Source organism: Alteromonas alvinellae (assembly GCF_902705805.1).
In genome coordinates, this window is sequence record NZ_CACSIH010000221.1 from 38438 (window position 1) to 51833 (window position 13396).

The 13396-nt window shown below is 46.1% G+C and carries 10 protein-coding genes; 3 read left to right on the plus strand and 7 right to left on the minus strand.

Features of this window, described 5'->3' with window-relative positions; all coding sequences use genetic code 11:
* Positions 1–31: 31 nt before the first annotated feature.
* From exaC to ACX5KA_RS17125, 5 genes are all read right to left on the minus strand, one after another.
* Entirely contained in the window at positions 32–1549 is a 1518-nt protein-coding gene (gene exaC / locus ACX5KA_RS17105; protein WP_239259479.1) for an acetaldehyde dehydrogenase ExaC, read from the minus strand.
* Positions 1550–1691: 142 nt separating this feature from the next.
* Positions 1692–2369: a response regulator gene (locus tag ACX5KA_RS17110; RefSeq protein ID WP_458731737.1), complete on the minus strand. Its 678-nt coding sequence runs from the start codon at positions 2367–2369 to the stop codon at positions 1692–1694.
* Entirely contained in the window at positions 2366–3625 is a 1260-nt protein-coding gene (locus ACX5KA_RS17115) for a sensor histidine kinase (protein WP_458731738.1), read from the minus strand. Before ACX5KA_RS17115 ends, ACX5KA_RS17110 begins: the two co-directional genes overlap by 4 nt.
* A gap of 180 nt (positions 3626–3805) precedes the next feature.
* Positions 3806–5122: a methyl-accepting chemotaxis protein gene (locus ACX5KA_RS17120; RefSeq protein WP_458731739.1), complete on the minus strand. Its 1317-nt coding sequence runs from the start codon at positions 5120–5122 to the stop codon at positions 3806–3808.
* Between the two features lie 277 nt (positions 5123–5399).
* Positions 5400–6284, minus strand: a complete 885-nt coding sequence (locus tag ACX5KA_RS17125) for a LysR family transcriptional regulator (RefSeq protein ID WP_014950688.1) — start codon at positions 6282–6284, stop codon at positions 5400–5402.
* 98 nt (positions 6285–6382) lie between these two features.
* Here ACX5KA_RS17125 and ACX5KA_RS17130 point away from each other — a divergent pair, with 98 nt between their 5' ends.
* Together ACX5KA_RS17130 and mmsB are read left to right on the plus strand one after the other, a co-directional pair.
* Positions 6383–7882: a CoA-acylating methylmalonate-semialdehyde dehydrogenase gene (locus ACX5KA_RS17130; protein WP_014999516.1), complete on the plus strand. Its 1500-nt coding sequence runs from the start codon at positions 6383–6385 to the stop codon at positions 7880–7882.
* Positions 7883–7896: 14 nt separating this feature from the next.
* Positions 7897–8772: a 3-hydroxyisobutyrate dehydrogenase gene (gene mmsB / locus ACX5KA_RS17135; RefSeq protein ID WP_458731740.1), complete on the plus strand. Its 876-nt coding sequence runs from the start codon at positions 7897–7899 to the stop codon at positions 8770–8772.
* Positions 8773–8920: 148 nt separating this feature from the next.
* Here mmsB and ACX5KA_RS17140 read toward each other — a convergent pair whose 3' ends face one another.
* Positions 8921–10957 (minus strand): BCCT family transporter, encoded by a 2037-nt coding sequence (locus ACX5KA_RS17140; protein ID WP_458731741.1) that lies wholly within the window; start codon positions 10955–10957, stop codon positions 8921–8923.
* A 215-nt stretch (positions 10958–11172) separates the two neighbouring features.
* Positions 11173–12072: a LysR family transcriptional regulator gene (locus ACX5KA_RS17145; protein ID WP_458731742.1), complete on the minus strand. Its 900-nt coding sequence runs from the start codon at positions 12070–12072 to the stop codon at positions 11173–11175.
* Positions 12073–12175: 103 nt separating this feature from the next.
* Here ACX5KA_RS17145 and lldD point away from each other — a divergent pair, with 103 nt between their 5' ends.
* Positions 12176–13309 carry an FMN-dependent L-lactate dehydrogenase LldD gene (gene lldD / locus ACX5KA_RS17150; RefSeq protein ID WP_061095850.1) on the plus strand — a complete coding sequence of 378 codons (1134 nt, stop codon included), beginning with the start codon at positions 12176–12178 and terminating at the stop codon, positions 13307–13309.
* Positions 13310–13396: the final 87 nt, after the last annotated feature.

Genomic DNA, 13396 nt, shown 5'->3' on the forward strand with positions numbered 1-13396 from the left:
GGGCGGCGGTAGGCGCCGCCCTCAGGTTTACTTAGAAGAAACCAAGTGGGTTGATGTCGTAGCTTACCAATAGATTTTTTGTCTGCTGGTAGTGATCTAGCATCATCTTGTGGGTTTCGCGGCCAATGCCCGATTTCTTGTAGCCGCCAAACGCAGCGTGAGCAGGATACAAGTGATAACAGTTCGTCCATACGCGACCTGCTTCAATCGCTCGACCTACGCGGAATGCTACATTCGCATCGCGGCTCCATACACCAGCGCCAAGTCCGAAGCTTGTATTATTGGCAATCTCAATGGCCTCTTCTTCGGTTTTGAAGGTTTGAACAGCGATGACCGGACCAAAAATCTCTTCCTGGAACACACGCATGTGATTTTCACCCTTCAAGATAGTCGGCTGAATGTAGTAGCCTCCATCAAAGCCAGGTAGCTGCTCTTTCTCACCACCAGTGACAACCTGAGCCCCTTCTGACTTACCGATATCGATGTATTTAAGGATCTTTTCGAACTGCTCATTAGATGCCTGTGCACCTACCATGGTATCTGTGTCTAGTGGGTTGCCACGTTTGATCTTCTGAATTTTTTCCAACACTTTTTCCATGAATGCATCATAGATGTCTTCGTGAATAATCGCTCGAGAAGGACACGTACATACTTCACCTTGGTTGAAGTATCCAAGCACTAAACCTTCCGCACACTTATCAATAAATTCAGGCTCGTGATTCATGATGTCTGGGAAGAATAAGTTTGGCGACTTGCCGCCAAGCTCAACGGTAGATGGAATAAGGTTTTCAGCAGCACAGCGAAGGATATGTCCGCCAACAGGTGTAGAGCCAGTAAACGCAATTTTTGCGATTCTTGTGCTTGTTGCAAGAGCCTGTCCGGCTTCTGCCCCGAACCCGTTAACGATGTTTAGTACACCCGGTGGTAGCAGGTCTTGGATTAGTTCGGCGAACAATAAGATAGATACTGGCGTTTGTTCTGCTGGCTTTAGCACCACTACGTTACCGGTAACAAGTGCTGGCGCAAGTTTCCATGCAGCCATAAGTAGCGGGAAGTTCCATGGAATGATTTGCCCAACAACACCATAAGGTTCATGGAAGTGATACGCCACCGTGTTTTTATCAATTTCACCGATGGTGCCTTCTTGGCTTCGAATACAGCCTGCGTAATAACGGAAGTGGTCTGCACACAGCGGAATGTCTGCATTAAGCGTTTCGCGAACGGCTTTACCATTGTCCCATGTTTCCGCAACGGCAAGTAGCTCTAGGTTTTCTTCAATGCGATCGGCTATTTTCAGAAGAATGTTAGAACGCTCAGCTACTGACTTATCTGCCCAGCCCTTTTTCGCAGCGTGAGCTGCATCTAACGCAAGCTCAATGTCTTCAGATGTTGAGCGTGGGATTTGTGCGATGTCGCTGCCGTCTACTGGAGATGTTGCGGTGAAGTACTCACCTTTAACCGGTGCTACCCATTCGCCATTGATAAAATTACCGTAGCTTTCTTTGAAGCTTACGACCGAACCTTCACTACCTGGCTTTGCATAAATCATAAGAAGTACCTTTTGATAACTTTGCGCGTACCACGCGCACTAACTTGGTTTGTTGTGTAGTTTGATAATGGTACTTTTACGTTGTACCTACCATGATGCGATAGACCGATTTGACTCCTACTTTAGGAGGGGAAACCTATGGCTACTTCTCACTCTTCTCGACAAAAGACACCGATTGAGACGCTGAAAGCTCTGCATCACCGATGTAACCGTGTTTAGCCGCAATGGCTGAAAACTGGGAAGGTACTGCATCAAGCTTTCGCTTAATGACGGTAAGTGCGTTAGAGACAGTCTTAGCCGATAGGCCCAACTCGTCAGCAACATCAAAGCGGGATTTATTCATCGCTATCGCAATAAATATCTCGAACTCACGTTTTGTTAATTTGGCAGCAATGTCCACATTGGTATCGAGAAGTTGATTGGCTAAATTTACCGCCAGGCCTCGCTCAATATACTTTTGCCCTTTTGCGACGACCTTAATTGCCGAGATCAGTATTTCAGGCGAACTACTTTTACTGATGTACCCCATAGCACCGGTCTGCATGGCGCGGTGCAATATGACGCTGTCTTCGAACATACTGAAAAAGATAATTTTTAAATCTGGATGTCGCTTTAAAAAAATCTTGGCTAAAACAAGGCCACTTTCATTTGAAAGGTTTATGTCGAGGATTAGAATTTCAATGTCACTACTGGCTAATAAACGCTGGGTTTGCGCGCCGTTTTCAGCATCCCAAATACGGCAATCCGGCATCATAGCATTGAGCAATGCTTTGTATCCTTCACGCACCACAGCGTGGTCGTCGACAATTAGAATATTCATGCGACGTTAGCGCCCATAAGAGGAGGCATTTTTTTAAGGGTAAGGGACAGCGATACAGCAACGCCGCCATCATCGGGTGACGTCACACTGCAATTTGCTCCTATACAACGCGCTCGGCTGCGCATTGATGACATGCCAATGTTTTCCACGATGTGATTTCCCAGCCCCCTGCCGTTGTCTTTGACCATCACAGAGACCCGGTGAGTATCGCCATAAATTTGAATGCAAACTTTAGTGGCTTTTGCATGCTTAATCACGTTGTTAATGGCTTCTTGAGCAAACCGATAAAGGTGAATATCTCGCTCATTATCTTCTTGATAGCGCTTTAGATTAATTGACACGTCCCACTGCGTATCGGGCTGCGCCACTTCTTGTTCGTACACCAGTCTCTCAAGCGACGATTGCAAAGGTACTTTGTCTAGTATCAGGGGGTGAAGGTGAGCTGTAAGCTTTCTAATTGCATCACTTATTTGATGTGACATCACTTGAACTTTCTGCGCCGACAGTTCAACAACCGAGCGCTCTTTTGCGTTAACCAAAATATAGGCGTGGGCTTTAATCGTTGTCAGTAACTGCCCCACGTTATCGTGAAGCTCTCTGGCAAGGTAATTACGCTCTTGCTCTTGAAGAAGCGCTAACTGCTTATCTATTTTTATGAGCTGCTTTTCTTTTGATTTAAGTGCATTTTGCAGGTGCTTGAACTGGTCTAACACCCTGTTCATTTCGGTGATATCTGAATGTGGCAGGGGCTGTGATTCCTTGCCTTCTCGTAGCTCAGATAATGCGTCAGCGAGCTGATTTAGCGGCACTAACCTTTGCTTAACCGCCACTTTTAACGTAAACAGCAACAGCACGAAGGTTGCGAAAAACAGTCCCGCCACCAAGGCAAAAAAAGTGAGATTCTGGGTGAGTTCAGTAGCATCAAAAGGCGTAACAATAAGATACTGGTTTTCCTGAATAGGGATAATAACTGGCGTCAGTGCAGTTCCTTCGGATTTAGAATACGCTGAAGCGTAGTCTGCCTGAAGACGGCCCGTGAAATAGTGAGCAGATAAGTGAGGGCTAGGCTCTACAATCGCTTCGATATCAGCAACAGAGATATTGAGGTTGACCATTTCTCGCACTTGATTAAGTGCACCCGTCATCTCCTCCTCAATATTATTTTGTATGTGGAAATAGACCAAACAGGTAAATGCCAAAAAGCAGCCGATAAAAACGGCTACTATAGCTGTAGATATTTTTCTAAAACCCGACATAATCGCCCCTGCAAGCCTTTTATTACAGGGTTATGCTATACAGGCTACGTTAAAAAGCACATCCTGCATTAGAGGTGAATTCATCCTACCAAGGTAGGATGAATTAAATTTTAAAGATGTGTTTCTTGGTAAGAATGTAGACTGTTTTACACTTATCGGTAAGCCTGTTTCTCTGTGCTACTAGCTTCCCAGTCGACTGCTGAATTGGCCTACTGCATCAACGACTTCTTTTGCACCGTCTTGAATTTGTTCGATAACTTCACCCGCCTCTCTGGCGTAGTTGAGGCCTGATTGCGCCTTTTCATCACCTTCATTAACCAAATTTACTGCGTCGGTGGCCAATGTCTGGTTGTGTTTAACCACATTGATGATTTCTTCTGTGGCTTCTGTTGTACGCGATGCTAACTGACGCACCTCGTCAGCAACTACAGCGAAACCTCGCCCCTGATCGCCAGCACGTGCCGCCTCGATCGCAGCATTTAGAGCAAGCAAGTTGGTTTGTTCGGCAATAGCACTGATACTTCCGATAATAGTGGCAATTTGTTGAGACTGAGCGTCCAACGCATTAATCCCCTCTTTTGCCCTATCCATTTGCTGCGACAACGAAGACATTTCAGAAAGCAGTTCGCTAATGACTTCCTTTCCTCGCGTGGCGATTTGATCCGTTGTGTTTGAAGAACGGTAGGCGATATCAGCAGCACTGGACACGGCATTTTCTCGTGCCACCTGCTCAGTAATATCAGTAGCCAACTTAACCACTTTATACATACGACCGTGAGAATCACAAATCGGGTTATAGGTGGCTTCCAGCCAAACAGTGTTGCCGTGAGCGTCGAAGCGTTCGAATCTTCCTGCGACGAATTCACCCTGAGCAAGTCGTTCCCAAAACGTTTTATATTCGCGGGAATTCGCATACTCGGTATCACAGAAGATTCTATGATGCTGACCTTTAATGTCATTAAGGCTGTACTTAACGGTTTTTAGGAAAGCTTCGTTTGCGTCCTGAATATTTCCGTTTAAATCGAATTCAATCACCGCATTTGACTTGTGTAACGCGGCCACCAAATCTTCGTGCTCTTTCGAGTTGGCTATAGTGCGCGTGAGGTCGTTGAGGTTGACTGAGAATTTGTGAATATTGCCGTTAATGTCAAAAATCGGCTCTACCACCCCCCTTAACCACGCTTCCTCGCCGTTTTCACGAAGAAATTCAATCGCCCCCCAGTAATGGACGCGCTGCTCAATTGAATCTTTTAGTTTTTTGAAGTGTGGCGTGTTTCTGGCAATCTCGGGAACAAATTCAAAGAAGCGATGCCCTTTCACTTGAGAGAGTGAGTAACCCAGCTCTTTCTCGAACACCTCGTTGACTGCTTCAATTTCACCACGCTCATTAAGATTGAGAAAGATCATTTCTTCGCGCAAGCCATCTCGCACTTGCTTGAGTATATGTAGCTTCTCGCGAAGCGCTTCGTTTTCTTTCACTAAGTGTTTATTGAACATAGGGCCTTCCCTGACAGAGAATTACAGTAATATGCCGTATATCGGCAGTAACCAACCTTGCCTTAACGATAAATTGATAAATGCATACAAGGTTAAGCAATCGTCACGCTAAAATGTGCCTGTTCGCCAGGGCGTGCTGTCCTAGTTTTGGTATGTGCTATGTAAAGCCTAGACCACATTCAGCCACTTGCATTAAAGCGTGGAGAGTTTTTCGACGCTGCTACGCTATTTTTTACATATTTACCCTGCAAAAGACAGTAGATAAACGTCTAATTTTTTAGTCGAGAAATTTTGAATGGTATTGCGTAACTTTATCTGTAAGCCATTTTGTAAATACCTGAAAGCGTGCCTGAGAATGAGTCTCTTTGTGTGTAGCAAGCCAGAACGTACGCTTAATATGAATCTCGTTTTCAATGAGTCTAACTAAGCCTGGCTGAGTTTCAGCCATAAACTTAGGCAGAATGCCTACCCCTGCGCCATTTACAAGCATTTGATACTGCGCATTAATACTGGTGCTGCGAAGGGCACTTAACTGTGACAGCGCGGTCTCTTCAATGAACTTCAACTGGGGGGCGTAAACCAAATCGGGCACGTAGCTCACTAAATTGAACGCGGTGAGCTCTTGTAATGTTCGTGGTTCGTTGTCGCTGATAAGGGACTGGTGGGTATAAAGATAGAGGTTATAGTCAGTTAATTTTTGTGTAACCAGCAAGCCCTTACTGGGCTTTTCTAACAAGATAGCCATATCGGCTTCTCGTTTGTTCAGGTTTAAAAAGCCGCTGGTTGCCACAAGCTCAATACTGATCCCCGGATACTGCTTTTTAAAATCGGGTAGTAAAGGCGCTAAAAACCAGCTACCGAAACCTTCAGAAACACTCACTCTGATCGTACCTGCCAAATGCGAGCGTTCATCACCTAATTCATTTTGTGCCTCTAAGAAATAATGTTCTGCTTTTTCGATATACGTGACTAACTCACTGCCATGTGTGGTTAGCACATACCCTTTTTTTGTTAGCTCGAACAACTTACAATTTAATGAGTCCTCCAGTTTTTTTACACGACGAATTAATGTCGTAGGGTCTACCTTCAAGCCTTTAGCTGCAATAGCTACACGACCATTTCTTGCCAAACCAAGAAACAAACGCATGTCGTCCCAATTCACTTAAACACCTGCATTTTTACAGCACCATGCTGCAAGTATATGTATTGTCTTTGCAAACACAAGGTTTCAATATTGTTAAAAATTACAGGAGCTATGTCATGAGAAAGATTGTTCACTTTATTGCCGGTAAAGATTTTGAGGATAGCAGCGAAAATACCGCGTCGGTATTTGCGCCCAACACAGGTGAAGTTCAGGCTGAAGTAAGCTTGGCTAACACTTCAACTTTGGCCTATGCAATTGAGACAGCTCAAGCTGCACAGGTTGAGTGGGCAGCAACAAATCCTCAACGACGCGCTCGTGTTATGTTCAAGTTTAAAGAGTTAGTTGAAGCAAACCGCGATCGCTTAGCGGCACTATTATCAAGCGAGCACGGTAAAGTGTTGGTTGATGCGCAAGGTGATATTCAGCGCGGCCTTGAAGTTATCGAATTTGCCTGTGGTATCCCTCATGCGCAAAAAGGTGAATATACCGAAGGCGCAGGCCCAGGAATCGATGTGTATTCCATGCGCCAAGCACTGGGTGTAGTGGCAGGTATTACGCCATTTAACTTCCCGGCCATGATCCCAATGTGGATGTTCGGCGTTGCCATTGCCTGCGGTAACGCGTTTATTCTAAAGCCATCAGAGCGCGATCCGTCAGTACCTGTTGAATTGGCAAAGCTTATGATTGAAGCTGGCCTTCCTGCAGGTGTGCTAAACGTTGTTCACGGTAATAAAGAAGTGGTTGATGGTATTTTGGATCATCAAACTATCAAGGCTGTGAGCTTTGTAGGCTCTTCTGATATTGCCAACTATGTTTATGAGCGCGGTGCTCGTGCTGGTAAGCGCGTTCAGGCTATGGGCGGCGCTAAAAACCATGGCATCGTGATGCCTGATGCTGATTTAGATCAGGTGGTAACCGACCTGGTAGGTGCTGCATACGGCAGTGCTGGTGAACGCTGTATGGCGCTGCCAGTTGTTGTTCCGGTGGGCGATGAAACCGCTGAAAAACTGAAAGCCAAGCTTATTCCAGCTATTAAAGACATTATGGTAAGTCATAGTGAAGATCCTAACGCCCATTATGGTCCCGTGGTTACTGCTGCTCACAAAGAGCGCGTTGAAGGCTATATCGACCTTTGCATAGAAGAAGGCGCCGAGCTTGTTTACGATGGCCGAACCAGCCAAATTCCTAGCGACAGCCAGGGCTATTTCATCGGCCCAACCTTCTTCGACCACGTGACTAAGGACATGCGTTCATACCAAGAAGAGATTTTCGGTCCAGTACTGCAAATGGTGCGCGCGAAAGATTTCAACGAAGCAGTCAACTTAGCAAGCGACCACCAATACGGTAATGGCGTTGCTATGTACACCCGTAATGGCCATGCAGCGCGCGAATTTGCTCAGCGTGTAAACGTAGGCATGGTGGGGATTAACGTGCCTATTCCTGTGCCAGTTGCCTACCATACGTTTGGGGGCTGGAAGCGCTCTGCATTTGGTGACACCAACCAGCACGGTATGGAAGGTGTGAAATTCTGGACCAAAGTTAAAACGATTACTCAGCGCTGGCCTGATGGCTCAGATACGAACGACAACGCTTTTGTTATTCCAACCATGGGCTAAGCGAGGAGACAATCATGACCACAGTTGCATTTATTGGCCTAGGTAATATGGGCTCAGGTATGGCAAATAACCTGGTTAAAAGCGATTACAACGTATTGGCTTTCGACTTAAGCGAAGTGGCGCTGGCCAAAGCCAAAGAAGCCGGCTGTACCATTGCACAAAGTACCGAGCAGGCTGTTTCTGAAGCTGACATCGTTATTACAATGTTGCCTGCAGGCAAACACGTAAAAGATATCTATTCAAATCAGATCCTGTCTTCTGTACGCGAAGGCACTTTGCTTATTGATTGCTCTACTATTGACGTAGAAACGGCAAAGAGTGTGTCAGAACTGGCAGAGAAAAAAGGCCTTAAAATGCTTGATGCGCCGGTTTCTGGTGGTGTTGCGGCAGCTGCCGGCGGCACACTTACGTTTATGGTGGGCGGCGACGCTGACGCGTTTGACAAAGCTCACGGCGTGTTGAACGCAATGGGCAAAAAAATTGTTCATGCGGGCGGCCATGGTGCAGGGCAAGCAGCGAAGATTTGTAACAATATGTTACTTGGCGCAACCATGATTGCGACGTGTGAAAGCTTTCAACTGGCCAAAAAGCTTGGTTTAGACGCGCAAGTTTTCTTCGATATTGCGTCTAATGCATCAGGTCAAACGTGGTCAATGACCAGCTATTGTCCTGTAAAAGGTGTGGGGCCACAAAGCCCTGCTGATAACGATTTTGCTGGCGGCTTCGCCTCTGCACTTATGCTTAAAGACTTAGGTCTTGCCATGCAAGGCGCGAAGGGCGTCAACGCGCAAGTACCTATGGGTGAGCTTGCTGCAAAGTGGTTTGAAATGCACTGCGAAGAAGGCAATGCAGGGATGGATTTCTCTTCAATAATCAACCGATTAGCGTAAGAGAAAACTAACAGTTCTCCGACGGCTACTTTCCCTCAGAAGAGGTGGCCTTCTTACTGAGCGAGTAAAGGATTTTACTCGCTCTTTTTTTTAAACAAACTGCGTCTACGCTTTTTCTCTCCGATTTTCTTTCTAAGCCATCCGCGGTTTAATCATTTCCTCTAGGCTGCGTCAACATGTCATCATACGCATCCATTTCCCAAGGCAGTTCGCCTGGGCTGGTATCGAGGAAGTGCAGATAACTTTCGAACTGATCTAAGATGTCCTTAGTAATACTCTCTTTGTCATATCCGTAAATATCGTAAGCTTGTCCTCCGCGGCGAAGGAATACTTCAGCACGAAAATATTTTTCTGACTCGTCTTCTTCTGAACGCAGTTCTGCGTAGCTAAAGCCTGGGACTAAATACTCGGTCATACGAATATCGTAGATAAAATCCATGTGATCGTGACGCTCAACAGTGAAGATGGCCCTTCCCGTTTCCTCATCAAGCTTGACAAACGCCTCCCACTCTCTCGCTTTCAAAGCAGCCTGTACGTCTTTCATCGCTGCAATCACAGTTTTATCAATAAACTCATGCACCTCATTTCGGCTGGGGTAATCCACCATGGCTGCGAGACGCCCTTTTAGGCTTGCAGAGCGACCGTGGTTTCGATTCAGTGTATTCGCCTTCAAACTGTTATTTCGATAGCCTTCAATGACAAGCGCACGCCATAGACCTGCTGCAGACGCTAGCATAATGAAGGCGAATGGTAATGCGCTCGCAATGGTCATGGTTTGTAGGGCATTCAGTCCACCAGCCAACAGCAACACTGCTGCAACGGTTCCTTCCAAACACGCCCAGAAGATACGCTGCCATACCGGGCTTTCCTCTTTCCCACCAGAGGCAAGCGAGTCGATAACCAGCGACCCTGAGTCAGATGAGGTGACGAAAAAGGTAATGATCAACAGTACAGTTAAGCCAGACATAATGGATGAGCCAGGAAGCAAATCATAAAGCTTAAATAAAGCAACGGCTTCGTTTTCCTGAACATCATTGATAAGCGTCGAAACGCCTTGGTTCATAATGGCATTTAAGGCTGTATCACCAAATACTGAGAACCAAAGGAAAGTGAACATTGTAGGCACCAGCATCACACCAAACACGAATTGTCTGATAGTTCTGCCCCGACTTATCTTGGCGATAAACATGCCCACAAACGGAGCCCATGCGATAGTCCAACCAAAAATAAACAGCGTCCAGTTCCCAATCCAATCGCTGCGACTGTACGCCTGAAGGTTGAACGTGCGCTCGATAATACCGTTAACATAGCTTCCCGTGTTCTGCAGGAAGGTCTCTAATATGTGTACGGTTTCTCCCATGATAAAGACTGTGCCCATCAGCGATACCGCTAAAAGCATGTTCAGAATAGAAAGGCGCTTGATGCCTTTGTCCATACCTGCAATCACCGATATGGTTGCCGCTAAGGTTACAATAGCGATAGTGCCTACCTGCACCATAATGTCGATGGGGATGTCACCGGAAAGATAGTTAAGCCCAGCATTAATTTGGGTAACAGACAGGCCAAGCGTGGTAGCGATGCCAAATAAGGTACCTAAAATCGCGAAAACATCTACCGAGTGACCAATGGGACCATATATTTTATCTCCGATGAGCGGATACAAAGCTGAGCGAATGGATAACGGAAGACCGTGTCGGAATGCGAAATAGGCAAGGACTAAGCCCACTAAGCCATAGATGGCCCAAATATGAAAACCCCAGTGAAAAAACGCAATTTGCATTGCCTGCTTTGCCGCATCAACAGTTTCAGCAGCCCCAGCAGGCGGCGATGAGTAATGCAGTACCGGCTCTGCTACACCAAAGTAAAGCAGCGCAACACCGTAACCTGCCGAAAACAACATGGAAAACCATTCCGGAAAACTGTATTGGGGTTCTGCGTGATCAGGGCCTAATTTTATGTTCCCCCAACTTGATGAGGCCACCGATACAATAAACACTAAAAAGATGGCCACTGACAACATGTAGAACCAGCCAAAACTTTCCGTTATCCAAGCCAACGTACTATCGAACGCCTCACCGGCAAGTTCCGGGTTACTTATTGTACCGATGACCAACAGCAAAATAATGGCAACGGCGGGGAGAAATACCGGAATAAGTATGGTTGAGTTGTTTTTTTGGCCTTTCATAGCAAATCCCTTTTCACTGACAGGTAAGTTGAAACCCTGCGAAAACTTAAAAGCTGCTTTTTTCTACTAGTGAGGATTTGCTTTGGTTCAGATAATTACCCAGATATATTCTTTTTTTGGCGCTACAGACCGTGATTTCAAGTAAATAAGGCGCTCCAAGCGGCAACGACCTGATCTGAAAAAAGAGATTAACGGGCGTGATTGCCTCTGGCTTATCAAAAATAATCAGACATAGATAAATAGCGCTGCCTGATATGTTCAATTAACAGCTTAATTTTTCGAGATGGCTGGCGGCTGTAAGGATAAACGGCATAAACGCCTAACACCTTACCTACCCGCTCTGGAAACAAATCGACCAGTGTTCCATTACATAAATCTTCGAACACCAAACATTTAGGTACGTAGGCAATACCTCTACCAGTAAGGGCTGCTTTGCGAAGCGCCCCTGCGTTGTCACTTGAAAATGCGCCATCTACGGTAATGGTGTAACTGCCTTGAGACGACGTAAACTCCCACTCCCTTGCGCCGGATGTGTGATAGGAATACAACAAACAGTTGTGAAAGCTCAAATCCTCAGGTGCTTTGGGCCTGCCCTTTCGTCTAATGTAATCTGGCGATGTGCAAACCACCCAATGGGAATCTAAAAAGTGCCGCGCGATTAGACTTGAGTCTTCCAAATATCCCGTTCGAATAACGAGATCAAACCCTTCCTCGACTAAATTCACAAATCGATTATCCATAGACATATCAACGCTTAGCCCTGGATGAAGGGTACAAAACTCAGCTACCGCATCGGCTAACAGTAAATCGCCCGAAATAGTTGGAACCGACATTTTAATGTGTCCGGATATTTGTTCACTGTATCCAGAAATTGTGTCGATAGCTTCCTGCGTGGACGCCTTTACATTCATGGCGCCTTGCTTCAAAGCTTGACCCGCTTCGGTAAGCGTGAGTTTGCGAGTAGTGCGATACAAAAGCTGCGTTCCCAGCTCTTTTTCAAGCTTTGCTATGCGCTTACTGACTACCGAGTTGGTAATGTTGTTCGCCTCTGCCACTTTGCTAAAACTGCCCATCTCCGCAATTTGTGCAAAGAGAATTAAATCGTCTGCTCTCACGTTATTACTTCACTTTTGGAAAAGATAAATTTCATTGTTGCCGTATATCCCTAAGGCGAGAAACGTTATATTTTTACCAAGTTAATTACAATCGATTAAAGACATGATTATTTCATCGCCGACTGATTATCGACGCGCTGCGCAAAAAATATTACCGCCGTTCCTATTTCACTACATTGATGGTGGTGCCTATCGAGAGCATACACTTAAACGCAATGAAACTGACTTGGCTGACATTGCATTAAAGCAGCAAGTGCTGAGAAATATGTCGTCGCTTGACCTTTCTACAACGGTCTTTGGTGAACAATTGGCTTTACCTATTGCCCTTGCTCCCGTGGGATTAACTGGAATGTATGCGCGACGTGGCGAAGTGCAAGCTGCTAAAGCGGCAGCAAACAAAGGCATACCGTTTACCATGTCGACGGTGTCAGTATGTCCTATTGAAGAAGTCGCACCAGCCATTGAACGTCCAATGTGGTTTCAGCTGTATGTACTTCGCGATCGCGGCTTTATGAAGAATGTTCTAGAGCGCGCCAAAGCAGCGGGTGTAACAACGTTAGTTTTTACCGTAGATATGCCTGTACCAGGGGCTCGCTATCGCGATAAACACTCAGGTATGAGTGGGCCATTTGCTGCAAGCCGTCGCGTACTGCAAGCGATGACTCATCCTCGTTGGGCATTTGATGTAGGCGTATTCGGTAAGCCTCATGATCTTGGCAATATTTCTACTTATCGTGGCGAACCGACCCAGTTGGAAGACTATATTGGCTGGTTGGGCGCTAATTTCGATCCGTCTATCAGTTGGAAAGACTTAGAATGGATCAGAGAGTTTTGGGACGGCCCAATGATTATCAAAGGCATTTTAACTGAACAAGATGCCAAAGATGCGCTGAGTTTTGGCGCAGAAGGCATTGTAGTATCCAATCACGGCGGTCGTCAGCTAGATGGCGTGCTGTCCACCGCTAAAGCCCTTCCAGCGATTGCTAGCGCGGTGAAAGGCGATCTAAGTATTTTCGTAGACTCAGGTATTCGTAACGGCTTGGACGTGGTGAGAATGCTGGCACTAGGTGCCGATTGTACTTTACTAGGGCGCTCTTTTATTTATGCACTTGCTGCTGAAGGCCAACAAGGGGTAGAGACCTTACTCGAGCTGTACAAACAGGAAATGCATGTCGCGATGACACTATGCGGTGCAAAATCAGTCAGTGAACTTAACCTCGACTCTCTCGCTTTTTAGTATCGCTGGCACCAAGGCCACTAAAAAGACCCCCAGTAATTGGATAGTCCAACTATTGGGGGTCACTTCATTTTTTATGGCTCTTTT

Bases quoted from the DNA above. Each gene is read 5' to 3' on its own strand.
- exaC (WP_239259479.1), bottom strand. From the start codon at position 1,549: ATGATTTATGCAAAGCCAGGTAGTGAAGGTTCGGTCGTAAGCTTCAAA.
- ACX5KA_RS17110 (WP_458731737.1), bottom strand. From the start codon at position 2,369: ATGAATATTCTAATTGTCGACGACCACGCTGTGGTGCGTGAAGGATAC.
- ACX5KA_RS17115 (WP_458731738.1), bottom strand. From the start codon at position 3,625: ATGTCGGGTTTTAGAAAAATATCTACAGCTATAGTAGCCGTTTTTATC.
- ACX5KA_RS17120 (WP_458731739.1), bottom strand. From the start codon at position 5,122: ATGTTCAATAAACACTTAGTGAAAGAAAACGAAGCGCTTCGCGAGAAG.
- ACX5KA_RS17130 (WP_014999516.1), top strand. From the start codon at position 6,383: ATGAGAAAGATTGTTCACTTTATTGCCGGTAAAGATTTTGAGGATAGC.
- mmsB (WP_458731740.1), top strand. From the start codon at position 7,897: ATGACCACAGTTGCATTTATTGGCCTAGGTAATATGGGCTCAGGTATG.
- ACX5KA_RS17140 (WP_458731741.1), bottom strand. From the start codon at position 10,957: ATGAAAGGCCAAAAAAACAACTCAACCATACTTATTCCGGTATTTCTC.
- lldD (WP_061095850.1), top strand. From the start codon at position 12,176: ATGATTATTTCATCGCCGACTGATTATCGACGCGCTGCGCAAAAAATA.